Annotated in this window: 22 protein-coding genes and 1 pseudogene; 17 read left to right on the top strand and 6 right to left on the bottom strand. The window is 74.0% G+C overall.

Annotation, left to right across the window (positions count from 1 at the left end; translation table 11 throughout):
* Nucleotides 1-112 precede the first annotated feature (112 nt).
* Nucleotides 113-691: a GNAT family N-acetyltransferase gene (locus JK356_RS15785; RefSeq protein ID WP_201868601.1), complete on the top strand. Its 579-nt coding sequence runs from the start codon at nucleotides 113-115 to the stop codon at nucleotides 689-691.
* On the opposite strand, the gene JK356_RS15790 is transcribed toward JK356_RS15785, so the two are convergent.
* Nucleotides 675-1,358 carry a glycerophosphodiester phosphodiesterase family protein gene (locus JK356_RS15790; protein ID WP_201868602.1) on the bottom strand — a complete coding sequence of 228 codons (684 nt, stop codon included), beginning with the start codon at nucleotides 1,356-1,358 and terminating at the stop codon, nucleotides 675-677. The two genes, JK356_RS15785 and JK356_RS15790, sit on opposite strands and share 17 nt — an antisense overlap.
* A gap of 116 nt (nucleotides 1,359-1,474) precedes the next feature.
* Here JK356_RS15790 and JK356_RS15795 point away from each other — a divergent pair, with 116 nt between their 5' ends.
* From JK356_RS15795 to JK356_RS15820, 6 genes are all read left to right on the top strand, one after another.
* Nucleotides 1,475-2,872 (top strand): DUF6421 family protein, encoded by a 1,398-nt coding sequence (locus JK356_RS15795; protein WP_201868603.1) that lies wholly within the window; start codon nucleotides 1,475-1,477, stop codon nucleotides 2,870-2,872.
* A 49-nt stretch (nucleotides 2,873-2,921) separates the two neighbouring features.
* Nucleotides 2,922-3,707 carry an SDR family NAD(P)-dependent oxidoreductase gene (locus JK356_RS15800; RefSeq protein WP_201868605.1) on the top strand — a complete coding sequence of 262 codons (786 nt, stop codon included), beginning with the start codon at nucleotides 2,922-2,924 and terminating at the stop codon, nucleotides 3,705-3,707.
* Nucleotides 3,704-4,768: a low specificity L-threonine aldolase gene (locus tag JK356_RS15805; RefSeq protein WP_307815631.1), complete on the top strand. Its 1,065-nt coding sequence runs from the start codon at nucleotides 3,704-3,706 to the stop codon at nucleotides 4,766-4,768. The genes JK356_RS15800 and JK356_RS15805 overlap by 4 nt, the downstream gene beginning before the upstream one ends.
* On the top strand, nucleotides 4,765-5,103 hold the full coding sequence (locus tag JK356_RS15810) for a thioredoxin family protein (protein WP_307815632.1): 339 nt from the start codon (nucleotides 4,765-4,767) through the stop codon (nucleotides 5,101-5,103). The genes JK356_RS15805 and JK356_RS15810 overlap by 4 nt, the downstream gene beginning before the upstream one ends.
* A 149-nt stretch (nucleotides 5,104-5,252) precedes the next feature.
* The gene (locus JK356_RS15815; protein ID WP_201868610.1) at nucleotides 5,253-6,038 is read left to right on the top strand and encodes an electron transfer flavoprotein subunit beta/FixA family protein; all 786 of its coding nucleotides are present in this window, start codon (nucleotides 5,253-5,255) and stop codon (nucleotides 6,036-6,038) included.
* 38 nt (nucleotides 6,039-6,076) lie between these two features.
* Nucleotides 6,077-7,039 carry an electron transfer flavoprotein subunit alpha/FixB family protein gene (locus tag JK356_RS15820; protein WP_201868611.1) on the top strand — a complete coding sequence of 321 codons (963 nt, stop codon included), beginning with the start codon at nucleotides 6,077-6,079 and terminating at the stop codon, nucleotides 7,037-7,039.
* Nucleotides 7,040-7,061: 22 nt separating this feature from the next.
* Here the strand turns inward: JK356_RS15820 and JK356_RS15825 are convergent, their stop codons facing one another.
* Entirely contained in the window at nucleotides 7,062-7,274 is a 213-nt protein-coding gene (locus JK356_RS15825; RefSeq protein WP_201868612.1) for a hypothetical protein, read from the bottom strand.
* Between the two features lie 275 nt (nucleotides 7,275-7,549).
* Between JK356_RS15825 and JK356_RS15830 the strand changes: the two genes are divergently transcribed.
* Entirely contained in the window at nucleotides 7,550-8,515 is a 966-nt protein-coding gene (locus tag JK356_RS15830) for an ROK family protein (RefSeq protein ID WP_201868613.1), read from the top strand.
* Between the two features lie 27 nt (nucleotides 8,516-8,542).
* Nucleotides 8,543-9,565, top strand: coding sequence for an NUDIX hydrolase (locus tag JK356_RS22390; protein ID WP_201868614.1), 1,023 nt, complete (start codon nucleotides 8,543-8,545; stop codon nucleotides 9,563-9,565).
* Nucleotides 9,566-9,572: 7 nt separating this feature from the next.
* Here the strand turns inward: JK356_RS22390 and JK356_RS15840 are convergent, their stop codons facing one another.
* Nucleotides 9,573-10,490, bottom strand: a complete 918-nt coding sequence (locus JK356_RS15840) for a MerR family transcriptional regulator (protein WP_201868616.1) — start codon at nucleotides 10,488-10,490, stop codon at nucleotides 9,573-9,575.
* Between the two features lie 77 nt (nucleotides 10,491-10,567).
* The gene (locus tag JK356_RS15845) at nucleotides 10,568-11,956 is read right to left on the bottom strand and encodes a dipeptidase (RefSeq protein ID WP_307815635.1); all 1,389 of its coding nucleotides are present in this window, start codon (nucleotides 11,954-11,956) and stop codon (nucleotides 10,568-10,570) included.
* 128 nt (nucleotides 11,957-12,084) lie between these two features.
* Between JK356_RS15845 and JK356_RS15850 the strand changes: the two genes are divergently transcribed.
* From JK356_RS15850 to JK356_RS15870, 5 genes and pseudogenes are all read left to right on the top strand, one after another.
* Nucleotides 12,085-13,299 carry a geranylgeranyl reductase family protein gene (locus JK356_RS15850; protein ID WP_201868618.1) on the top strand — a complete coding sequence of 405 codons (1,215 nt, stop codon included), beginning with the start codon at nucleotides 12,085-12,087 and terminating at the stop codon, nucleotides 13,297-13,299.
* A 231-nt stretch (nucleotides 13,300-13,530) separates the two neighbouring features.
* Complete coding sequence (locus JK356_RS15855; protein WP_201868620.1) at nucleotides 13,531-14,745, top strand: sensor histidine kinase; 1,215 nt, start codon at nucleotides 13,531-13,533, stop codon at nucleotides 14,743-14,745.
* A complete protein-coding gene (locus tag JK356_RS15860; RefSeq protein WP_201868621.1) occupies nucleotides 14,742-15,407 on the top strand; it encodes a response regulator transcription factor in 666 nt (221 codons plus the stop codon). The genes JK356_RS15855 and JK356_RS15860 overlap by 4 nt, the downstream gene beginning before the upstream one ends.
* 208 nt (nucleotides 15,408-15,615) lie before the next feature.
* Nucleotides 15,616-16,612: pseudogene (locus JK356_RS15865) on the top strand (aldo/keto reductase).
* A 106-nt stretch (nucleotides 16,613-16,718) separates the two neighbouring features.
* A complete protein-coding gene (locus tag JK356_RS15870; RefSeq protein ID WP_201868622.1) occupies nucleotides 16,719-17,942 on the top strand; it encodes an ROK family protein in 1,224 nt (407 codons plus the stop codon).
* A gap of 130 nt (nucleotides 17,943-18,072) precedes the next feature.
* Here the strand turns inward: JK356_RS15870 and JK356_RS15875 are convergent, their stop codons facing one another.
* On the bottom strand, nucleotides 18,073-18,267 hold the full coding sequence (locus tag JK356_RS15875; RefSeq protein ID WP_201868623.1) for a hypothetical protein: 195 nt from the start codon (nucleotides 18,265-18,267) through the stop codon (nucleotides 18,073-18,075).
* Nucleotides 18,268-18,478: 211 nt separating this feature from the next.
* Here JK356_RS15875 and JK356_RS15880 point away from each other — a divergent pair, with 211 nt between their 5' ends.
* From JK356_RS15880 to JK356_RS15890, 3 genes are all read left to right on the top strand, one after another.
* Nucleotides 18,479-19,717 (top strand): MurT ligase domain-containing protein, encoded by a 1,239-nt coding sequence (locus tag JK356_RS15880; RefSeq protein ID WP_201868624.1) that lies wholly within the window; start codon nucleotides 18,479-18,481, stop codon nucleotides 19,715-19,717.
* 18 nt (nucleotides 19,718-19,735) lie between these two features.
* On the top strand, nucleotides 19,736-20,467 hold the full coding sequence (locus tag JK356_RS15885) for a type 1 glutamine amidotransferase (RefSeq protein WP_201868626.1): 732 nt from the start codon (nucleotides 19,736-19,738) through the stop codon (nucleotides 20,465-20,467).
* 98 nt (nucleotides 20,468-20,565) lie between these two features.
* Nucleotides 20,566-21,513, top strand: coding sequence for a cytochrome c oxidase assembly protein (locus tag JK356_RS15890; protein ID WP_201868627.1), 948 nt, complete (start codon nucleotides 20,566-20,568; stop codon nucleotides 21,511-21,513).
* A gap of 73 nt (nucleotides 21,514-21,586) precedes the next feature.
* Here the strand turns inward: JK356_RS15890 and JK356_RS15895 are convergent, their stop codons facing one another.
* Nucleotides 21,587-23,272 (bottom strand): DUF885 domain-containing protein, encoded by a 1,686-nt coding sequence (locus tag JK356_RS15895; protein WP_201868628.1) that lies wholly within the window; start codon nucleotides 23,270-23,272, stop codon nucleotides 21,587-21,589.
* Nucleotides 23,273-23,301: the final 29 nt, after the last annotated feature.

Genomic DNA, 23,301 nt, shown 5'->3' on the forward strand with positions numbered 1-23,301 from the left:
CGCCCGGCGAAGCGGGAACGCGCCCCCGCGAGCGGGGAGTTCGTTCCCTCGCGGGCACCGCTCACCCGGGCGGCGAGGGCAGGCGGCGGCCGGTTGCGTACGATGCGGTGCCGTGACGCCCCTGACCGCACTCGGATTCCGCGCCGCCGGGCCGGCGGACGTACCCGCCGTGGTGGCCCTGGTGGAGTCGGCCTACCGGGGCGAGGCGAGCCGCGCGGGCTGGACTACCGAGGCCGATCTGCTGGCCGGCCAGCGCACCGATGCCGCGGAGGTCGGTGCGGTGATCGCCGACCCGGCCAGCCAGCTGCTGCTGGCCGAGCATGACGGCAGCCTCGTGGCCTGCTGCCACCTCCAGCGCGTCGCCGGGCCGGCCGGGCCGGAGGAAACCGCGGGGCGCGGGGAAGGGGCCAGTGCCTACTTCGGCATGTTCGCCGTCAGCCCGCGCCGCCAGGGCGCCGGGATCGGCTCGCGCCTGCTGGCGGAGGCCGAGCGGCGGGCCCGCACCGGCTGGGGAGCCCGGGAGATGCGGATGAAGGTCATCTCCGCCCGCGCCGACCTCATCGCCTGGTACGCCCGCCGCGGCTACGTCCGTACCGGCGAGACCAGCCCCTTCCCTTACGGCGACGAGCGGTTCGGCGTGCCGCTGCGCGGCGACCTGGAGTTCGCCGTGCTCGTCAAGCCTCTCGCCTGATGCGCGCCGCGATCTCCGGCCGGTCGGTCACGATGCCGTCCAGGCCCAGCTGCCGCGCCCGGGACAGCTCCTCACCGGTGTTGACGGTCCAGGCCAGCACGGTCAGGCCCGCGTCGTGGCACCGGCCGACGGTCTCCTCGTCCAGCCACCGCAGCTCGCACGACACCAGCGACGCCCCCAGCGCCGCGGCGCGCTCCGGGACCGAGGGCGCTGAGCGGCCGGCCACCAGCCCCCGCGCGACGCCCGGCAGCAGGGCGCTGATCTCGCGCAGCGCCTCATCGTGGAAGGAGATGACGGTGACCCGCCGGTCTTCGTCCCGTTCGGCCAGCACGCGCGCCAGCACCTGCGCCGCCGCCCGGTCCTTGATCTCCGCCTGAAGCGGCGCGCGCACCGCGTCGAGCGCCTCGGTGAAGAGCGGCACGCGCTCTCCCAGCCCGGCGTCGAGGCCCCGCAGCTCCGCCAGGGTCAGGGCCGCCACGGCCCCGCTGCCGTCGGTGGTGCGGTCGACCTCCGCGTCGTGCATGACGACCAGCTCGCCGTCCTTGCTCAGGCGCAGATCGAGTTCCACGGCGTCCAGTCCCTCGCGGTCGGCGCGGCGGAAGGACCGCAGGGTGTTCTCCGGCTCGGCGCCCATCAGCCCGCGGTGCCCGACGGTCAGCAGCGGCATGGGCTCACCCTAGCCGCCCTGCACCCCGGCGCGCGCGAGGTGCGCCCGCCCGGTTGATAGGAGGATCTGGGCTGGATAGCGTGTTGAGAAGGAAAAAATCCAGCGAAGGAGGGGTCATGGCGGAAACTCTTGCGTCTGTGGAGGAGGTTCTCGACGGATCGCCGGACGAGCGCGTGGTCGGCCATCCCGCGTGGGCCGAGCTCAAGGCGGCGGTGGAGGCCATCCGGCCGGCCCAGTCGGCTGACGGTTCCGTGGACTTCGGCGCCGAGAACGCGCCCTCCCGCGCGGACCTGGAACGCCTCATCGAGCGCGTCATCGCGGCGCTGCGCACGCTCTCCCCGCTGCTGCCGCACGACGCCGCCTACCACCGCGCGCTGGAGGCCGACCTGCGCCGCTGGGCCGGTGAGGGCTTCGGCGTGCCGGACTTCCTCGACTCCCTGCTGGCCTTCCGCCCCGCCGAGACGCGCGCCGACGGCATCCAGCACCTCGTCGTCTTCCCCATGTACACGCAGAACGGCAATCCCGACCGGAACCTGGAGGCCGTGGTCTTCCGCGTCGTGTGGCCGCAGTGGCTGGCCGAACTGGAGCGCACCCGCTTCGACAACCCGATGTTCCTCGGCATCACCTTCGAGGACTTCACCCCCGGCTACGACACCCACTCGGCGGTGCTCTTCCCCGAGACCATCTCCGTGCGCAAGGCCCCCGAGCGCTTCACCTGGGGCGGGATCTTCTGCGACCGCGAGGCCGCCCGGTTCCGCCGCGTGGTCAATGCGGCCTGCGAGGTCACCAGCCTGCACCTGCCGGACGAGGCGCGGGAGCTGCTGGCCGACCAGCGGCGCTGCCAGCAGACCTTCGTGCTCTGGGACCTCATCCACGACCGCACGCACAGCCACGGCGACCTGCCGTTCGACCCGTTCATGATCAAGCAGCGCCAGCCGTTCTGGATGTACGGGCTGGAGGAGCTGCGCTGCGACCTGACCGCCTTCCACGAGGCGATCCGCCTGGCTGAGGAGGGCTACCCCCAGGGCCGTGACGTGCAGTACGCGGTGCTGCTGGAGCGGCTCTTCCGCTTCCCCGTCACCGGCGCCCGCGTCCGCAACTACGACGGCCTCGGCGGCCAGCTGCTGTTCGCCTGCCTCCACCAGAACGACGCGCTGCGCTGGCGCGACAACAAGCTCAGCCTCGACTGGGACCGCGCCCGCGAGGTGACCGTGCGGCTGCGCGCCGACATCGAGGACCTGTACCGCCGCGGCATCGACCGGCCAAAGATCGTGCACTGGCTCAAGGCGTACGAGCTGGTCTCCTCCTACCTCGCCCCCCACCCCGGCTCCACCTGGGCCAAGGGTGCCGAGGCGCTGGACCTGAGCCTGCCGCCGCGCAAGCTGGTGGACGACGTGCTTCCTGACGAGTTCCCCCTCAGCCTGTTCTACGAGGCCCTGGCCAGGAAGCTCCGCAAGGTGATCGAATCGACCCGGGGCATCACCGCGGACACTCCCGAGCCCCAGGCCGCCTGATCCGGGCCGCCGGCGCGGCGGCATCATGGGACCCAAGGAAGCGAGAACGATGAGCACCACCCCAGGCACCCCGAGAACCCCAGGCGGCGCAACCGGCGGCCCGCTCGAGGGCGCCGTCGTCGCCGTGGCCGGCGCGGGCGGACCCGCCGGCCACGCCACCCTGCTGCGCCTCGCCGAGGCGGGCGCCACGGTGGTCGCGGCCGACGCCGACGCCGAGCGGCTGGCGCAGGGCGTGGACCGCGCCCGGTACGCCCACGGCGGCGCCACCGTCACCGGCGACACCGTGGACCTGCTCAGCCTCGACGCCGCCCGGCAGTGGGCGGCGAAGACGGAGGAGGAGTACGGCCGCGTCGACGGGCTGGTCCACCTCGTCGGAGGCTGGCGCGGCTCCGCCTCCTTCGCCGAGACCGACCTCGCCGACTGGGACGCGCTGCACGACCTGCTCATCCGCACCGTGCAGCACACCTCCCTCGCCTTCGAGGCGCCCCTGGCCCGCAGCGGCAACGGCCGCTTCGCCCTCGTCAGCGCCGCCGGGGCCAGCCGCCCCACCGCGGGGAACGCCGCGTACGCCGCGGCCAAGGCCGCCGCCGAGGCGTGGACCCTGGCCCTGGCGGACAGCTTCCGCAAGGCGGGGAGGGGCGGCCCGCCGCCCGCGGCCGCCACCGTGCTCGTCGTCAAGGCCCTGGTCCACGACGCCCTGCGCGCCGAGCGGCCCGGAGCCGCGTTCTCCGGCTTCACCGACGTGACCGATCTCGCCAGTGCCATCACCGGGCTCTGGGACAAGCCCGCCAGCGACGTGAACGGAACCCGCCAGTGGCTCACCCCCCAGCCGTGACACCCACCGACGCCCGCCGCCACCACGACCCGGACGCCCGGGGCTTCGCCAGCGACAACTACGCCGGCGTCCACCCGGAGATCCTCGCCGCGCTGGCCCTGGCCAACGGCGGCCACCAGCCGGCCTACGGCGCCGACGACTACACCGCGCACCTCAGCGGTGTCTTCGCCCGCCACTTCGGGCCGGAGGCCGAGGTCTACCCGGTCTTCAACGGCACCGGCGCCAACGTCGTCGCCCTGCAGGCGCTCACTGACCGCTGGGGCGCCGTCATCACCGCCGAGACCGCCCACATCCACACCGACGAGTGCGGCGCCCCCGAGCGCGTCGGCGGGCTGAAGCTGCTGCCCGTCCCCGCCCCGGACGGCAAGCTCACCCCCGGCCTCGTCGAGCGCGAGGCGTACGGCTTCGACGACGAGCACCGCGCCACCCCGCAGGTGGTCTCGCTGACCCAGAGCACCGAACTCGGCACTACCTACACGCCCGGCGAGATCCGCGCCCTGTGCGAGTACGCCCACGCCCGCGGCATGACCGTCCACATGGACGGCGCGCGCCTCGCCAACGCCGCCGCCCGGCTCGGCGAGCCCCTGCGGGCCTTCACCACCGACGCCGGCGTCGACGTCCTGTCGTTCGGCGGCACCAAGAACGGCATGCTCTTCGGTGAGGCCGTCGTGGTCCTCACCCCGCACGCTGTCCGCGCGATGAAGCACATCCGCAAGCTGTCGATGCAGCTGCCCTCCAAGACCCGCTTCGTCTCGGCGCAGTTCGAAGCGCTCCTGGCGGGGGACCTGTGGCTGCGCAGCGCCCGGCACGCCAACGCCATGGCCGCCCGCCTGGCCGAGGGCGTCCGCGCCGTGGCGGGCGTCGAGATCCTTTACCCCGTCGAGGCCAACGCCGTCTTCGCGCGGCTGCCGCACGAGGCCAGCAACCGGCTCCGCAAGCGCTACCCGTTCTACTTCTGGAACGAGGCCGCGGGCGACGTCCGCTGGATGTGCTCCTTCGACACCACCGAGGAGGACGTGGACGGCTTCGTCGCTGCCCTCCGCGAGGAGATGGCCAGGTGAGTGCGCCCGGCGCGTCCCCGGACCGGCTGGACGCCGCCCGGCTCGGGGCGCCGCGTCTGGGGGAGCGGGCCACGCTCGTCCACTTCTCGAGCGCTTTCTGCCAGCCCTGCCGGGCCGCCCGGCGGGTGCTGGCGCGGGTGGCGGACATGGTCGACGGCGTCGCGCACATCGAGATCGACGCCGAGTCCCGCCTGGACCTGGTGCGCAGCCTTGAGGTGAGCGGCACGCCCACAGTCCTGGTGCTCGACGCGGAGGGCCGCGTGGTGCGCCGGGCGGCCGGCGTCCCGCGCACGGCCGACGTCATCGCGGCGCTCGGCGCCGCCGTCGCCGGCTGAGGGCACGCCGCGGCGGCGTCCCGGCGCGTTGGCCACATCACAGTGCGGCATGCTTGATGCCACCCGCTATCCTTGTATGTACTGGCCGGTAACAACGGGGTTGATCTTCCGGGGCGCCCCGCGCGGACCGATGGCAGAAGGAGAGCGGCGTGAGCTTGAAGATCGTTGTCTGTGTGAAGTACGTGCCCGACGCCACCGGAGACAGGACGTTCGCCGAGGACCTGACCACCGACCGGGACGCCGTGGACGGCCTGCTCTCCGAGCTGGACGAGTACGCCGTCGAGCAGGCGCTCCGGATCGCCGAGGACGCTGACGACGCCGAGGTCATCGCCCTCACCATCGGCCCCGAGGACGCCACCGACGCCTTGCGCAAGGCGCTGTCCATGGGCGCCGACAGGGCCGTCCACGTGGAGGACGACGACCTCCACGGCACCGACGCCCTCGGCACCTCCCTGGTGCTCGCCAAGGCCATCGAGCACACCGGGTTCGATCTGGTCGTCTGCGGCATGGCCTCGACCGACGGCGGCATGGGCGTGGTGCCCGCCATGCTCGCCGAGCGACTGGGCGTCCCCCAGGTGACGCTGCTCTCCGAGCTCTCCGTCGCCGACGGCGCTGTCACCGGCCGCCGCGACGGCGACGCCGCCACGGAGCGGCTGCGGGCCTCGCTGCCCGCCGTCGTCTCCGTCACCGACCAGTCGGGCGAGGCGCGCTACCCCTCGTTCAAGGGCATCATGGCCGCCAAGAAGAAGCCCGTGGAGACCCTCGACCTGGAGGACCTGGACATCGAGCCGTCCCAGGTGGGCCTCGCCGGGGCACGCACCACCGTGCTGTCCGCGACCGAGCGGCCGCCGCGCACCGCCGGGGAGATCGTCACCGACGAGGGCGAGGGCGGCAAGCAGCTGGCCGCTTTCCTCGCCGAGCGCAAGTTCATCTGACCGCCCGCCCCGTCCTTCTTCGCCGGAGAGGAACAACCGTGCCCGACATCCTTGTCTACGTCGACCACACGGACGGCGCCGTCCGCAAGCCGACCCTCGAGCTGCTGACGCTCGCCCGCCGCCTCGGCGACCCGGTCGCCGTCCACCTTGGCCCCGGGGCCGAGCAGGCCGCTCCCGCCCTCGCCGAGCACGGCGCCGTCCGCGTCCTGGCCGCCGACGCCCCCGAGTTCGCCGACTACCACGTCGTGCCGAAGGTCGACGCCCTCCAGGCGGCCGTCGACGCCGTCTCCCCCGCGGCCGTTCTCGTCCCCTCCTCCGCGGAGGGCAAGGAGATCGCGGCCCGCCTCGCCGTCCGCACCGGCTCCGGCCTGCTGACCGACGCCGTGGACGTGGCCGAGCAGGACGGCCACGTGGTGGCCACCCAGTCGGTGTTCGCCGCCTCCTACACCACCGTCTCACGCGTCACCGAGGGCATGCCGGTCATCACGGTCAAGCCCAACGCGGCCGCTCCCGAGCCGTCCCCCGCCGCCGGAACCGTCGAGCAGCTCCAGGTCACCTTCTCCGCCCTGGCGTCCGGCACCCAGGTCGTGACGCGGACGCCGCGGGAGACGACAGGGCGCCCGGAGCTCACCGAGGCCGCGATCGTGGTCTCCGGCGGCCGCGGCCTGGGCGGCGCCGAGCACTTCGCGCTCATCGAGGAGCTGGCGGACGCCCTCGGCGGTGCCGTCGGTGCCTCCCGCGCCGCCGTGGACGCGGGCTGGTACCCGCACTCCAACCAGGTCGGGCAGACCGGCAAGACCGTCTCCCCCCAGCTGTACATCGCGGCCGGCATCTCCGGCGCCATCCAGCACCGCGCCGGCATGCAGACCTCGAAGACCATCGTGGCCATCAACAAGGACGCCGAGGCACCGATCTTCGAGCTGGCCGACTACGGCGTCGTCGGGGACCTCTTCGACGTCGTCCCCGCCCTGACCGAGGAGGTCAAGGCCCGCAAGGGCTGACCGGGGAGCCCGCCGCCGGGCGTCAGGTCACGGCGGCGGGCGCCGCCTGACGCCCGCGCCCCGGCCGGAGCCGGCGCCGCTTGCCCGCTCCGGCCGGGGCGTTCTGGTGCCGGGCGGCCGCGCGGCTCACGCGCCGGTCCGCCTCGTGACCGGGGACCGCCGGCGGCGGGCCGCTGCCGTCGTCCTCAGGGCGCCGCACCAGCACGAGCCCCATCGCAAGCTGGGAAAAGTCCATGATGTCCTCCCACATCAGCAGACACGGGCATATGCGCGGATCTCTCCGCCGGACTCCAGCTTCCCCAGCTCATGTGACGCCGGGTTTGCCCCCGGGTCAATCTCCCGTGGCCGTCCGCCCCCGCGGCGTGAACACACGATGACATGGCTGCCGTCACACACGCCCCCACCGCCCCACGGCACGCCCGGGCCCCGCCGCCTGGCAGCACGGCCCGTCACCGGGCCATGCCGGCCCGACTGGACAATCCGCCCCGCCCCGGCCCAGGCTTCCTGACCATGACCACGGAACTTGTCGCTGCCATCGACATCGGGGGCACCAAAATCGCGGGCGCTCTCGTCGGCGCGGACGGCGCGCTGCGCCACCGCGTCCAGCTTCCGACCCCCGCCCGCGAGACCGGGGAACGGGTGCTGCGCGCCGTGACCGACGTCATCGCCCTCCTGACCGAGCACGAGCGGTGGGCGGACGTCACCGGCATCGGCGTCGGCAGCGCCGGGCCCGTCGACGCGCGCAGCGGCACCGTCAGCCCTGTCAACATCCCCGGATGGCGCGGCTTCCCACTGGTCGAGGGCATCCGCAAGACCACGGGAGCACTCCCCGTCACCCTCGTCGGCGACGGCGCGGCCATCGCCGCCGGGGAACACTGGCTCGGCGCGGCCCGCGGCCGCACCAATGCCCTGTGCATGGTGGTGTCCACCGGCGTCGGCGGCGGCCTCATCCTGGACGGCAGGCTCCGGCCCGGTCCCACAGGAAACGCCGGCCACATCGGCCACATCAGCGTCGACGTCAACGGAGACCTCTGCCCGTGCGGCGGCCGGGGCTGCGTCGAGCGCATCGCCAGCGGCACCAGCATCGCCCGCTACGCCAGGGACGCCGGCTGGCGCCCTGCCGACCCGGACGGCGACGCGACGGCCGCCGGCGTGGCCGCCGCCGCCCGTGAGGGCGACCCGGTCGCCCTCGACGCCTTCAACCGCGCCGCCCGCGCGCTGGCGGCCGGCATCGCCGCCACGGCCACGCTCGTCGAGATCGAGACCGTGGTGATCGGCGGCGGCGTCAGCCAGTCAGGAGACGTGCTGTTCGGCCCGGTGCGGCGCGCCCTGGGCGAGTACGCCACGCTGCCGTTCACGCACGGCATCGAGGTGGTCCCGGCGCAGCTCGGCACCGACGCCGGCCTCGTGGGTGCCGCCGCCGCGCGCTGGAATGAGGCGGGGACGTTTCCGGCGCGTGGTGCAACGGGCACCTGACTCAAGGGCGGGAAAGGAGGGGAACCGGTGATCATCTGGCTCAACGGCGCCTTCGGCGCCGGCAAGACGACGGCGGCCCAGGAAACGCTCGACCTCCTGCCAGGCAGCGCGCTCTTCGACCCCGAGCTGGTCGGATCGGGGCTGCGGACGATGCTGCCCAAGGAGCGGCTGGCGCAGGTCGACGACTTCCAGGACCTCCCGTCGTGGCGCCGGCTCGTCGTGGACACGGCCGCCGCGCTGCTGACAGAGATGCCAGGCCCCCTGCTCGTGCCCATGACCCTGCTCCGGCAGGAGTACCGGGACGAGATCTTCGGCGGACTGGCGGCCCGCCGGATCCCCGTGCAGCACTTCCTGCTCCACGCTGAAGAAACGTTCCTCCGAGAGCGGATCGACCAGCGCGCCCTCGTGGACGGAGAAGAGAACCGCCGGTGGTGCCTGGGCCACCTGTCCCGCTACGGCGCCGCACTGTCCTGGCTCACCGCCGACGCCCACATCGTCGACACCTCCCACCTCACCCCCCGCCAGACCGCCGAGCGCCTGGCCGCGGCCATCCAGGAAGGGGCGGGCATCTGCGACATCGTCCAGACCCCCCCGCCCCGCGCCGAGACCCTCGCCGCCGGGGTGCTGTTCTTCGACGACCAGGACCGGGTGCTGCTGGTCGACCCGACCTACAAGCCGGGCTGGGAGTTCCCCGGCGGCGTGGTCGAGGCGGGAGAGCCCCCCGCCCGCGCGGCCGTGCGCGAGGTGGCCGAGGAACTCGGCCTCCACCTCGCGCACGAGCCCCCGCTGCTCATCGTCGACTGGGAACCGCCCAGCCCGCCGCGCTACGGCGGGCTCCGCCTCCTCTTCGACGGCGGACGCCTGGAGGCCGCCCGGATGCGGGAACTCCTCCTGCCCGGCGCCGAACTCCGCGCCTGGCGCTTCGCCGGCGAGGACGAGGCACGCGGCATGCTCTCGCCCGGCCGCTACGCCCGTCTGCAGTGGGCCCTGCGCGCCCGGGCGGAGGGCCGCCCCTTCAACCTGGAAGCGGGCGTCCCGGTCGGCACCTGAGCCGGCGCTACGCGTGCGCGCGCAGCGCCGCGATCAGCCACTCGAACGCCGGGACCTGCGGCGGCGCCGGCGGCCAGCCGTTGAGCACCCCCAGCAGCTGCCAGTACCGCTCCACCCGCCGGTCGGTGAACACCGCCAGCTGATCGGCCAGCCGGTTCCGGTCCGCCGCGGGCAGGTCCGCGTCCACCAGGCGCGCCAGGACCTCCTGGCCGGCCGCCGACTCCGGGGCGATGCCCTCGCGCACCGCCCGCCCGGCGTGCTCCTGGACGAACGCCGCGTCCAGGGCACCGGGATCCGCTTCCTCCCGGCCGCCACGCGCGCCCGCCAGGGCCATCTCGCGCACCCGCCGCCGGAACTGCGCGTCCCCGACCAGCTCCGCCAGCTCTGCCCACGCCTCCACCTGCTCCGGTGCGGGGTCCTCAGGCAGGCTGGCCGGCAGGGTACGCATGCTCTCCGCGATACGGGCGCCGGGCGCGTCCGGGCCGACGCCCTCGAACGCCTCGCTGACGAAGTCGTCGATGACGCGCTGCCGTTCCCGGGCGGACATCTGGGCCAGCTTGTGCATCAGCCTCATCTCCTTGGTCGTACCGCCGCTGCGCACGACCCACCGCAGCACCGCACGCCGCACCTGGAGGACACGGATCTCCGCCTCCAGCGCGTGCAGATGCGCCGCCGCCACGTCGCGCACCGTCGCCCGGCGCTCCAGCACCCGGCGCACCGTGGCCAGGTCCAGACCCAGCTCCCGCAGGCTGCGGACCAGATCAAGGCGGGCGACCGCCCCGGCGTCGTACAGCCGGTACCCGCCCGCCGACCGGCCGGCCGGGGCGACGAGACCGCTGTCGGACCAGAAGCGGATCGTCCGCACAGGCAGGCCGGTGCGGCGGGCGAGCTCGCCGATCGTGAACAGCTCGGTGTGGTCGGTCACGGCGTTCACCCTTCACCCTCCAGCCGCTGGAGACTCAAACTCTGCCCCCAGGACCACCCGAGCCAGGCACACGCCGCCTACGCCCGCGTGCCACCCCGGGACGCCGCGTACCGGCGCAGGAACAGCGCCTCGGCGACGGCCATCCGGCGCAGCTCATCGGGGGAGACACTCTCATCCACCGCGTGAATGCGGGCGGCCGCATCGCTCAGACCGACCATCAGCACCTCCGCCTCCGGGTACAGCCCCGCCAGCGTGCCGACCACCGGGATCGAGCCGCCCTGCCCCACCACCGCCGTCTCCGTGCCGTCGTACGCCTCGCGCAGCGCGGACGCCATCGACGCGTACGCGGGACTGCCCGTGTCCGCACGGAACCCCTGGCCCTCACCCGCGGGCTCCACCGTGACCCGCGCCCCCCACGGCGCGTGCGCCCGCAGATGCTCCGTGAGCAGCCGGGTGCCCTCCTCCGCCGGCGTGCCCGGCGGCAGCCGCAGACTCACCAGGGCGCGGGCGGACGCCTGCACCGACGGCGTCGCGCCCGACACCGGCGGGCAGTCGATACCCAGCACGGTGACCGACGGCCGCGCCCACAGCCGGTCGGCCACCGAACCCGACCCCACCAGCGGCACCCCGTCCAGCACCCCGGCGTCCCGCCGGAAGGTGTCCTCGTCGTAGGGCGTACCCTCCCACACCCCCTCCGACGGCAGCCCCGCTACCGCCGCCGAGCCGTCCTCGGCGTACAGCGTGTCCAGCAGCCGCACCAGCGCGGCCAGCGCGTCCGGCGCCGCGCCGCCGAAGGCACCCGAGTGCAGGTTGCCCTCCAGCGTGTCCACCCGCACCCGCACCGCGACCATGCCGCGCAGCGTCGCCGTAAGCGTCGGCTGCCCCGCCCGCACGTTCCCCGTGTCGCCGATCACCATGGCATCCGCGGCGAACCGCTCCGGGTGCGCCTCCGCGTACTGCTCGAGCCCTCCGGTGCCCTGCTCCTCCGAGCCCTCGACGACGACGGTGAGCCCCACAGGGATCCCGCCGGTGCGGCGCAGCGCCCGCAGCGCCAGCAGATGCATCATCACGCCGCCCTTGCAGTCGGCCGCACCCCGCCCGTACCAGCGGCCCTCACGCTCCGTCAGCACGAACGGCGGCGACGTCCAGGCGTCCTCATCCAGCGGCGGCTGCACGTCGTAATGCGCGTAGAGCAGCACCGTCGGCGCGCCCTCAGGCGCCGGAAGATGCCCGTACACCGTCTCGCTCCCGTCCGGCGTGGCCAGCACCTCGACGTCACCGAAGCCCTCGGCCCGCAGCGCCGCCGCGACCCACCGGGCCGCCCTCCGGCACTCCTCGGCCGGGTACAGCGCGGCATCGGCAACGGACCGGAAGGCGACCAGCTCCGCCAGTTCCTCCCGGGCCTTCGGCATGAGGGACTCCACGGCCGCCGCGATCCCGGCGTGCTCGGCGCTGTGCTGCTCCACGGTAGACGACCTCCTCGACGACAGTCCGGAATCTCGCCGATCCTCCCACAGCCTGCCCGCTGATCCCGGCGCCGTAGGATGCCCTGGGGTGGCCGAGGACGAGACGCAGCGGGGAGCGACAGCCCATCGTGAGCAGCGACAACGGATCCGGAAACGCGGCTGGGAACACTGAGGTCTGGGACGTCATCGTGGTCGGCGCGGGCCCCGGCGGCGCCGCCGCCGCGCGCGCGGCCGCCGAGACCGGGCGGCGCGTGCTGCTGGTGGAGAAAGCCGAGCTGCCCAGGTACAAGACCTGCGGCGGCGGCATCATCGGCCCGTCACGTGACGCCCTGCCGCCCGGCTTCGAACTTCCGCTGCGGGACCGGGTCCACGCCGTCACGTTCTCCCTCAACGGCAAGCTCGCCCGGACCCGGCGCTCCCGGCGCATGCTCTTCGGCCTCGTCAACCGGCCCGAGTTCGACCAGCGCCTGGTCGAAGCGGCCGTGAAGGCCGGGGCCGAGCTGCGCACCGCAACGGCCGTCTCCCGCGTCGAGCAGCACGGACCCGCCGTGCCGGACCGCCGCACGGTCGCCGTCGTCCTCGCCAGCGGCGAGACGCTGCTCGCGCGCGCCGTGGTCGGCGCCGACGGCAGCGCCAGCCGCATAGGAGCACACGTCGGGGTCCGCCTCGACCAGGTCGACCTGGGCCTGGAGTCGGAGATCCCGGTGCCGCCGGAGGTCGCCAGGGACTGGGCCGGCCGCGTGCACATCGACTGGGGCCCGCTGCCCGGTTCGTACGGCTGGGTCTTCCCCAAGGGCGACACGCTCACCGTCGGCGTCATCTCCGCCCGCGGCGACGGCGCCGCCACCAAGCGGTACCTGGAGGACTTCATCGCCCGGCTGGGGCTTTCCGGCTTCGAACCGGCCATCAGCTCCGGGCACCTGACACGCTGCCGCACCGACGATTCGCCGCTCTCCCGCGGCCGCGTGCTGGTGTGCGGGGACGCCGCCGGGCTGCTGGAGCCCTGGACGCGCGAGGGCATCTCCTTCGCGCTGCGCTCGGGACGTCTCGCCGGCCAGTGGGCCGTGCGGATCGCCGAGGCCGCCGACGCCGTGGACGCCCGCCGCCAGGCCCTGAACTACACCTTCGCCATCAAGTCCGGCCTGGGCGTGGAGATGGGCGTCGGCCGGCGGCTGCTGACCATCTTCGCCAGCAGACCCCGGCTGCTGCACGCCGCCATGATCGGGTTCCGCCCCGCCTGGAACGCGTTCACCCAGATCACCCGCGGCTCCACCACCCTCGCCGGCATCGTCCGGACCTACCCTCTGGCCCGGCGGGCGCTCACCGCGCTCGACCGCTCCTGACGCCGCGGCCGGGCACCGCCGCGGCGGCGCCCGGCCGCAGCGGGCCGAAGTCCGCAGCACAGCTCCCCAGCCACGGCCTCAGCCAGTGCGCCGGTGCCCGTCACCAGCGGGGCCCGCCAGCGGCCGCCCTCGCACCGCCCTCCCAGGGCGTCGCCGTACGACAGCGGGAGTACACCGGACCACCCCGCACGACGGACGTCCGCGCCACGCACGGCGGCTAGCGTGAGGAGCATGACCTGGCACACCGCACCCGGGGACGAGCCCCGCGAGCCGCCCTGGCGCCGCTGGCTCACCATGCCGCCCCCCGCGGCCCGGCTGCCGTGGCTCTCCTCGGGTGCGGTGCTGCTCATTCAGCTGGCCGGCTCCCACTTCGCCGCAGAGAACCAGCCGGACCGGGTGGCCCTCGACACCGCCGGGCGCGCCCTGCTCGCCGCCGGGCCCCTGCTCCTGCTGCTGCGCTACCGCTACCCGCGCCTCACCGCGTTCGCCACTACCGCCGCCGTCCTCGCCTACCTCGCGGCGGGGTACCCCTACGGTCCCGTCTTCCTCAGCGCCATCGCCGGCTGCGCCGCAGCCGTCCTCACCGGGCACCGCCGCTCCGCCTGGACCGCCATGGGCGTGCTGTGGACAGGCCTGCTGCTCACCGGCCACTGGCTCTACCGCTGGCTTCCGCCCGGCGGCGACACCCCCGCCTCCTGGCAGGACGACGCCGGGAACGCCGCGTGGGCCGCCGCCGCCCTGGCCGGTGCCGAACTGCTCCGCGTCCGCCGCGAACAGCGGGAGCGCGAGCGCCGCGCCCGCGCAGAGGCCGAACGGCGCCGCGCCGATGAGGAACGCCTCCGCATCGCCCGCGAACTCCACGACGTTCTCGCCCACAGCATGTCCGTCATCAACGTCCAGGCCGGCGTCGGCCTCGCCCTGCTCGACTCCGACCCCGACCAGGCCCGCACCGCCCTCACCACCATCAAGGCCGCCAGCAGGGAAGCGCTCGGCGAGGTACGGCAGGTGCTCGACGCCCTCCGCACCCCCGGCGCCGCACCCCGCGCGCCCGCCCCCGGGCTGCGGCAGCTGCCCCAACTGGCTGACCAGGCAGCCCGGGCGGGCCTGCACGTCGAGACAAAGACGCTGGGCGAGCCCTCCCCTCTGCCGCCCGGCGCCGACCTCGCCGCCTTCCGCATCATCCAGGAGGCGCTGACCAACACCGTCCGCCACTCGGCCGCCCGCACCGCACGCGTCCGCCTGCACTACACCGGCGGCCACCTCGGCATCCGCGTCGACGACGACGGCCCCGCGGCCGGCGGCACCACCGGCGGCGGCAACGGACTTATCGGCATGCGCGAACGAGCCGCCGCGTGCGGCGGCACCGTCACGGCGGGCCCCCGGCCCGGCGGCGGCTTCCGCGTCACCGCCCGGCTGCCGCTCACCACCCCGAGGGAGAACCCGTGATCCGCGTCCTGCTCGCCGACGACCAGATCCTGGTGCGCGCCGGCTTCCGCGCCCTCCTCGATGCCCAGCCCGGCATCGAGGTCGCGGGGGAGGCGGCCGACGGAAACGAGGCGCTCGCCCTGGTACGCGAACACCGGCCCGACCTGGTGCTGATGGACATCCGCATGCCCGGCCTCGACGGGCTCACCGCCACCCGCCGCATCACCGAAGACCCCGCGCTCAGCGGTGTGCGCGTCGTCATGCTCACCACCTTCGAGCTCGATGAGTACGTCTTCGAGGCCATCCGCTCCGGCGCCTCCGGCTTCCTGGTGAAGGACACCGAGCCCGACGAGCTGGTCCGCGCCGTCCACGCCGTGGTCGCCGGCGACGCCCTGCTGTCACCCGGCGTCACCCGCCGCCTGATCGCGGAGTTCGCCGCCCGCTCCAGGGCACCGGCTGAACCTGCCGGCCTCGCGGAGCTGACCGACCGCGAACGCGAGGTCATGGCCCTCGTCGGCATGGGCCTGACCAACGACGAGATCGCCCGCCGCCTGGTGGTCTCCCCGCTCACCGCCAAGACCCACGTCAGCCGCGCCATGGTCAAGCTCGGCGCCCGCGACCGCGCCCAGCTCGTCGTCCTCGCCTACGAGACCGGCCTGGTCCGACCCGGCTGGCTCACGTGACCTTCGCACCCCGTTGCGACCGCGACGGGTATGCCGGCCCGGGCTGTCCGCCGCACCCCCTTCCGCGGTCCCCGCGCGGGCCCCCGGGACGGAGCCTGCCGGCTGGCGCCGCACGGGGGAGTGCCGCTCCCCGGAGGAACTCTCCGCTCCCGCCACCCGCCGGGCGGCCCCAGGGTGGGGCGTGCAGACACCGCGAAGGAGACCCAGCATGGAGACTCGGACTCTCGGCACAGCCGGCCCCGCCACCTCCGCTCTCGGCCTGGGCGGCATGAGCATGTCGGGCAGTTACGGCCCTGCCGACCGGGAGGAGAGCATCGCCACCGTGCGCGCCGCGCTGGACGCCGGCGTCACCCTCATCGACACGGGCGACCACTACGGCAGCGGCCACAACGAGATGCTGCTCGCCGAGGCGCTGCGCGGCCGGCCCCGGGACAGCTACCAGATCAGCGTCAAGTTCGGCGTTATGACCGGACCCGGCCTCGGGTTCGGCCACTACGACGGCCGCCCGGCCGCCGTGAAGAACTTCGTCAGCTACTCCCTGACCCGCCTGAACACCGACTACATCGACATCTACCGCCCTGCCCGCCGCGACCCCAGCGTGCCGATCGAGGACACGGTCGGCGCCGTCAAGGAGCTGGTCGACGCCGGGTACGTCCGCCACATCGGCCTCTCCGAGGCCGACGCCGAGACGGTCCGCCGGGCACACGCCGTCCACCCGGTCGCGGACCTCCAGATCGAGTACTCGCTCATCTCCCGCGCCGTCGAGCAGGAGATCCTGCCGACGCTGCGGGAGCTGGGCATCGGCCTGACGGCGTACGGCGTACTGGCCCGCGGCCTGATCTCCGGGCACTGGTTCCCCGAGCGCTCGCAGGACCCCCGCGACGGCCGCAGCCGCAGCCCGCGCTTCGCAAGCGGGAACGTCGAACACAACCTCGCCCTGGTGGCGGCGATGCGCCCGCTCGCCGAGGCCGAAGGGGTGCACCATCGCCCAGCTGGCCATCGCCTGGGTGGCCGCGCAGGGCCCGGACATCGTCCCGCTGGTCGGCGCCAGGACCCGCGAGCGGCTGGCCGGGGCACTGCCCGCCCTCGGCGTCAGGCTCACCGGCGAGGACCTCGCCGCGCTCGACGCGGCGGTGCCGCCCGGCGCCGCCCGCGGTGACCGGTACCCGTCCATAGCCATGCACGAGCTCGGCACGGGCAACTGACGCTGCCGTCCACCGCGCGGCGGCCGGCAGGCGGCTGCCTCCGCCTCCGCCGCCGCGTGCGGGCCCCGGCGTCCCCCAGTTTGTTTCGTGAAGACACAAAGCGACAATGGGTGACGTGACCCGCACCAGGACCAGGCTCGAACGGGGGCGCAACGCCCTCGGCCCCGCGCTGGAACTCGTCCACACCGGCCAGGCACCTACCCGAGCCGTCCTCACCACGGCACTCGGCGTCACCCGCGCCACCGCCGGCGCCGTCGCCGCCGAGCTGCAGTCCCTCGGCCTGATCACCGTCGACTCCCGCCCCGCCGCCTCCGCCGGAAGCCACGGCCGCCCCTCCCACCGCCTCGCGATCGCCGACGACGGCCCTGTCGCCCTGGCAGCCCAGATCCACGCCGACGGCTTCCGCGCCGCCCTCGTCGGGCTCGGCGGCCGGATCATCGCCACCACCCCCGGCTGCGTCACCGTCAGCGCCGACCCCGCCCAGGTGCTCCGCCAGGTCGTCGACGCCGGCGCCGGACTGCTCGCCACGACCGGACGCCGCTGCATCGGCGCGGGCCTCGCCGTGCCCACCGCCGTCGCAGAGCCGGAGGGCACCGCCCTCAGCCCGCACCACCTCGCCTGGCCGGCCAGCGCCCCCGTGCGCGACCTGTTCCACCAGTGCCTGGCCGACGCCGGCCTCGACGTCCCCGGCTTCAGCGGCAACGACGTCAACCTCGCGGCCCTTGCCGAGCACCGCCACGGCGCGGGCAGCGGCTCCCGGCACCTGCTGTGCGTCGCCACCGGGCACCGCGGCGTCGGCGGCGCCCTCGTCCTCGACGGCCGGCTCCACACCGGCAGCGCCGGCCTCGCCCTCGAAGTCGGCCACCTCACGGTCGACCCCCACGGCCGTCCCTGCCACTGCGGCAGCCGGGGCTGCCTCGACGTCGAGACCGACCCCCTCGCCTTCCTCGAAGCCGCCGGCCGGGAACCGGGCCCTGAAGGCTCCCTCCTGGACCAGTCCCGTGAGCTGCTGCGCACCAGCTACCCTGACGACCCCGCCGTCCAGGCCGCCGCCCGCACCGTCATCGACCGGCTTGGCCTGGGCCTCGCCGGGCTCGTCAACATCCTCAACCCCGACCGCATCATTCTCGGCGGCCTGCACCGCTGGCTCCTGGAGGCCGACGCCCCCCGGCTCCGCGCCGTCGTCGAACGGCACAGCCTGTGGGGGAGGAGCGGCGACATCCCCGTCCTGCCCTGCACGCTTGCCCACAACAGCCTCGTCGGCGCCGCTGAACTCGCCTGGCAGCCCGTCCTCGACGACCCGCTCGGAGCCCTCGAACCCACTGCCTGACCCTCCGCGCCTGTCCTCCGCCGCCCCCGTCCGCCACGCCGGCTCGTACACCCGGCCGCACGCCCTCCAGGCCGGGCTGGCCCCCAGCACACCCCTACGTCCGCCTGCCGCTACGCCAGCACCACCCGCGCTACAGCCGGATCCCGCCCAGCAGGTCTGCCAGGCTCTCCCCGCCGGCCTCGATGCTCGGCGCCACAGCCGTCCCCGCCAGGTAGAAACCGAACAGCGCGCACACCACCGCGTGCGAGACCTTCAGTCCGTCCTTGCGGAAGAACAGGAACACCACCACGCCGAGGAGTACGACGCCGGAAACAGAGAGATTCATGGCAACTCCCGGTATGCATGATCATTACTCACCGTACGTACTGTAAGCCGCAAAGCGGATAATGATTACGACCGGCGCGCACCCGGGTGAAGCTCCCCCGAGCCCGCGACCGCCCGCGCCCCGCCGGGCGGGCAACAGGTGAGCCGGTACGGAACGCCCCGTCAGGCTCGGTAGGCTGGCCTCCGGCCAAGGGCAAGGAGGAGCAAGGACGATGGCAGAACGCACGCAGCCGCTGTCGGCACGAGCCAGGCTGGCCGTGACCGCCGGGAAAGCGGCAGCGGCCGTCTCACGCGCCGCGGGCCGCGGCAGCGGATCGGTGATCGGGGGACGCATCGCACTCAAGCTCGACCCCGACCTGCTCTCTCGCCTCGCCGGCCACCTCGATGTGGTCCTCGTCTCCGCCACCAACGGCAAGACCACCACCACCCGGCTGATCGCCGAAGCGCTCCGCGCCGGCGGCGAGGTCGTCTCCAACGCGCTCGGCGCCAACATGCCCGCCGGCATCACCAGCGCACTCTCCAGCGGCGGCAACGCCCGCTACGGCGTCCTCGAAGTGGACGAGAAGTACCTCGCGGCCGTCGCCCGCGAGGTCTCTCCCAAGGCCATCGCGCTGCTCAACCTCTCGCGCGACCAGCTCGACCGTGCCGCCGAAACCCGCATGCTCGCCGAACGCTGGCGCGAAGGACTCCAGGGAACGAAGGCCACCCTCATCGCCAACTGCGACGACCCCCTCGTCGTCTGGGCAGCCTCCTCCTCGCCCAACGTCGTCTGGGTCGCAGCCGGCCAGGAATGGAAGGACGACGCCTGGTCCTGCCCGTCCTGCGGCGGCGTCCTCTCCCGCCCCGGCGACACCTGGCAGTGCTCATCCTGCGGCTTCGGCCGCCCGAGCCCCACCTGGGTGCTCTCCGGCGACACGGTCCTCGACCCCCACGGCACCGCCTGGCCCATCCAGCTCCAGCTGCCCGGCCGGGCCAACAAGGCCAACGCCACCACCGCGGCCGCCGTCGCCGCCACCTTCGGCGTCGCCCCCCAGATCGCGCTCCAGCGCATGCAGTCCGTCACCGCGGTCGCCGGGCGGTACGACGTCGTCAGCTACCAGGGCCGCGACATCCGCCTCCTGCTCGCGAAAAACCCTGCAGGCTGGCTGGAGACCTTCTCCCTCATCGACCCGCCCCCCACACCCGTCATCCTCTCGGTCAACGCCCGCAGCGCCGACGGCACCGATACCTCCTGGCTGTGGGACGTCGACTACACGCGCCTCGCCGGCCACCCCATCGCCGTCATCGGCGACCGCCGCCTCGACCTCGCCGTCCGCCTCGAGGTCGCCGGGGTCGACTTCCGCGTCTGCACCACCCTCCAGGAGGCCGTCCAGCAGTCGCCCCCCGGCCGGATCGAGGCCATCGCGAACTACACCGCCTTCCAGGACCTCCGCCGCACCGTCGGCAACTGACCGCCCAAGGACGCCCCCATGAGCACCTCAAGCCTCCGGCTCGTCTGGGTCTACCCCGACCTCCTGAGCACCTACGGCGACCAGGGCAACGTGCTGGTCACCGAGCGCCGCGCCCGCCAGCGCGGCCTGCCCGTCGAGCGCGTCGACATCCGCTCCGACCAGCCCGTTCCCACCTCCGGCGACATCTACCTGATCGGCGGCGGTGAGGACCGCCCGCAGCGCCTGGCCGCCGAGCGCCTGCGCCGCGACGGCGGCCTCAACCGCGCCGCCGACAACGGCGCCGTCATCTTCTCCGTCTGCGCCGGCTACCAGATCCTCGGCCACGAGTTCATCAACGACCTCGGCCAGCGCGAACCGGGCCTCGGGCTCCTCGACGTCACCAGCGCCCGCGGCACCGCCGAACGCTGCGTCGGCGACGTTCTCGCCGACATCGACGAGCAGCTCGCCCTGCCGCAGCTCACCGGCTTCGAGAACCACCAGGGCGTCACCCACCTCGGCCCCGGCGTCCGCCCCTTCGCCCGCGTCCGCCTCGGCAACGGCAACGGCACCGGCGACGGCACCGAGGGCGCCTGGTGCGACACCATCTTCGGCACCTACATGCACGGCCCCGTGCTCGCCCGCAACCCGCACATCGCGGACCTCCTCATCCGCCTCGCGCTCGACGTCAACGCGCTCACCCCCGTCGACGACCGCTGGTACGACGCGCTGCGGGCCGAACGCATCGCCGCGGCCACCGCCGCCGCCACCTGACCCCGCGCCGAACCCGGCCCCCGGCGACCGCACCGCCCGGGGGCCGTCCTATCGTGCATAAGGGAAACAACACCCCAGGCCAGGACGGAGCGCACCCCATGGACCACGGCGACCACGGCACCACCGACCTGCCGCCCCTCACGGTCACCAGCGCGCTCGACCCCGGCGGCGACCCAGTCTTCCTCGCGGGCTGTCTCGTCACCCTCGCCCTCTACGCCTGGGGCGTCCTCCGCCTCCGCCTGCGCGGCGACACCTGGAACCCCGGCCGCACCGCAGCCTTCACGCTCGGCGTCCTAAGCGTCGCCCTCGTCACCTGCACCCGGCTGAACGACTACGGCATGGTCCTCTTCAGCGCCCACATGGTGCAGCACATGGTCATCAGCATGGTCTCGCCGATCCTCATGCTGCTCGGCGCGCCCGTGACCCTCCTGCTCCGGGCCCTTCCCGCCGCCCCCCGCGGCCGCCGCGGCCCGCGCGAAATCGTCGTCGCCTTCCTCCACAGCCGCTACGTCCGGCTCATCACCACCCCCCTCGTCACCATCTCCCTCTTCATCGCGAGCCTCTACGCCCTCTACTTCACGCCCCTCTTCGACGCCCTCATGGGCAGCCGCGTCGGGCACCTCGCGATGATGCTCCACTTCCTCGCCGTCGGCCTGGTCTTCTTCTGGCCGATCATGGGCGTCGACCCCGGCCCCCGCCGCCCCAGCCACCTGATGCGCATGCTGGAACTGTTCGCCACCATGCCGTTCCACGCCTTCTTCGGCATCGCCCTCATGATGGCCTCCGCACCCATGGTCGGCACCTTCGACAGCCCGCCCGCCAGCCTCGCCACCGACGCCGTCTCCGACCAGAACGCCGCCGGCGGCATCGCCTGGGCCTTCAGCGAGATCCCCGCGGTGATCGTGCTCGTCGCCCTCGTCATCCAGTGGTACGTCTCCGAGCAGCGCCGTGCCCGCCGCCTGGACCGCGCCGCCGACCGCGACGGCGACCGGGAACTCGCCTCCTACAACGCCTACCTCTCCTCCCTCAGCTCCCGCCGCGCCTGAGCCCGCGGCCCGAGCACCAGGCCTGCCCCGGCCACCGCACGGGGCGGCGCCCGCAGGCACCGCCCCGCCGCGGCTACAGCCGGGCCAGCTCCTCCTCCAGGTCATCCAGACCCAGCGAACCCAGCGACAGCGCCGCCATGTGCCAGCGCTTGGCATCGAACGCCTCACCCTGCGCCCGGCGCGCCGCCTCCCGGCCCCGCAGCCACGCCCGCTCCCCGAGCTTGTAGCCGATGGCCTGCCCCGGCATCCCCAGGTACCGCACCAGCTCGCTCTCCACGAACGCCTCCGGACGGCTGCTGTGCCGCCGGAAGAACTCCTGCGCCAGCTCCGGCGTCCACCGCTGCCCGGCACCCACCGGCGAGTGCGCCGGAATGGGCAGCTGCAGATGCATGCCGATGTCCACAATCACCCGGACCGCGCGCATCATCTGGCAGTCCAGGTACCCCAGCCGCCGCTCCGCGTTGCCCAGGAAGCCGAGTTCATCCATCAGCCGCTCCGCATAGAGCGCCCACCCCTCAGCGTTCGCGCTCACCATCCCCACCGTGGTCTGGTACCGCGACAGCTGGTCCGCCACGTGCGCCCACTGCGCCAGCTGCAGGTGATGCCCCGGCACGCCCTCGTGGTACCAGGTCGACACCAGGTCGTAGACCGGGAACCGCGTCGCCCCCAGCGTCGGCAGCCACGTCCGCCCCGGCCGCGAGAAGTCCAGCGACGGGCTGGTGTAGTACGGCGCCGCCGCGCTTCCCGGCGGGGCGATCATCGACTCCACCCGCCGCACCCGCTCGGCCAGCTCGAAGTGCGTCCCGTCCAGCGCCTCGATCGCCTCGTCCATGAGGTTCTGCAGCCAGACCCGCACCTCCTCGACGCCCTCGACCGCCTCGCCCTCGGTGTCCAGATACCGCAGCGCCTCCCACGGACCAGCCCCCGGGAGGATCTTCGCGGCCTCCTTCTCCATCTCCGCCCGCAGCCGGTGGAACTCCTCCCAGCCGTAGGCGTACGCCTCGTCCAGATCCAGGTCCGTGCCGTTCCAGTACCGCACCCATCGGGCGTACCGCTCCCGGCCCACGGTCTCCGGCGCGCCCTCCACACCCGGCGCGTACGTGTCCCGCAGCCAGTCCCGCAGCCGGGCCACCGCCTCCGTCGCCACCCGGGCGGCCGCCGGCAGCTCCTCCCGCAGCGACTCAGGGCCGTCCGCGACGAACCCGGCGAACCAGCCCTTGCCGTCCGAGGCCGTCACCCACTCGGTGAGCTGGTCGATCACCGTGGCCACCTGCCGCGGCCCCGCCAGCAGCCCCTGCGCCAGCCCTTCCCGCAGCGAGGCCTGGTACCCCTCCAGCGCCTGCGGCACCGCCCGCAGCCGCCGCGCCACCGCGGCCCAGTCCTCCTCCGACGCCACCGGCATCAGCGTGAACACATCACGCACATCGTGCACCGGCGAGAACATGTTGCTCACCCGCCGCAGATGCTCCCCGGCATCGTGCACCGCCAGCTCCGCGGTCAGCCGCTCCCGCAGCAGCCGAGCGCACCGCCGCTCTGTGTCCTCCCCCGCCTCAGGCCGCTTCTCGGCGTCGGCCAGCCGCGCCAGCGTGTCCCGCGCAAGCCCGGCCACCGCCTCCTGTCCCGCAGGGGAGAAGTCCGGCAGGCGGCTCGCGCTCTCCGCCACCCCCAGATAGGTTCCGGTGATCGGGTCCAGTTCCACAAACGCGTCGACGTACTCGTCGGCCAGCTGGCGCGGCAGCGGCATAGTCTGATCAGGCATGCCGCCATCCTGGTACGCCGACCCGGCGC

This window comes from Streptomyces sp. 7-21, from assembly GCF_016741785.1.
Classification (GTDB): domain Bacteria; phylum Actinomycetota; class Actinomycetes; order Streptomycetales; family Streptomycetaceae; genus Streptomyces.

Bases quoted from the DNA above. Each gene is read 5' to 3' on its own strand.
- JK356_RS15870 (WP_201868622.1), top strand. From the start codon at position 16,719: ATGGGTGACGTGACCCGCACCAGGACCAGGCTCGAACGGGGGCGCAAC.
- JK356_RS15880 (WP_201868624.1), top strand. From the start codon at position 18,479: ATGGCAGAACGCACGCAGCCGCTGTCGGCACGAGCCAGGCTGGCCGTG.
- JK356_RS15825 (WP_201868612.1), bottom strand. From the start codon at position 7,274: ATGGACTTTTCCCAGCTTGCGATGGGGCTCGTGCTGGTGCGGCGCCCT.
- JK356_RS15855 (WP_201868620.1), top strand. From the start codon at position 13,531: ATGACCTGGCACACCGCACCCGGGGACGAGCCCCGCGAGCCGCCCTGG.
- JK356_RS15800 (WP_201868605.1), top strand. From the start codon at position 2,922: ATGAGCACCACCCCAGGCACCCCGAGAACCCCAGGCGGCGCAACCGGC.
- JK356_RS15795 (WP_201868603.1), top strand. From the start codon at position 1,475: ATGGCGGAAACTCTTGCGTCTGTGGAGGAGGTTCTCGACGGATCGCCG.
- JK356_RS15890 (WP_201868627.1), top strand. From the start codon at position 20,566: ATGGACCACGGCGACCACGGCACCACCGACCTGCCGCCCCTCACGGTC.
- JK356_RS15875 (WP_201868623.1), bottom strand. From the start codon at position 18,267: ATGAATCTCTCTGTTTCCGGCGTCGTACTCCTCGGCGTGGTGGTGTTC.
- JK356_RS15790 (WP_201868602.1), bottom strand. From the start codon at position 1,358: ATGCCGCTGCTGACCGTCGGGCACCGCGGGCTGATGGGCGCCGAGCCG.
- JK356_RS15885 (WP_201868626.1), top strand. From the start codon at position 19,736: ATGAGCACCTCAAGCCTCCGGCTCGTCTGGGTCTACCCCGACCTCCTG.
- JK356_RS15895 (WP_201868628.1), bottom strand. From the start codon at position 23,272: ATGCCTGATCAGACTATGCCGCTGCCGCGCCAGCTGGCCGACGAGTAC.
- JK356_RS15830 (WP_201868613.1), top strand. From the start codon at position 7,550: ATGACCACGGAACTTGTCGCTGCCATCGACATCGGGGGCACCAAAATC.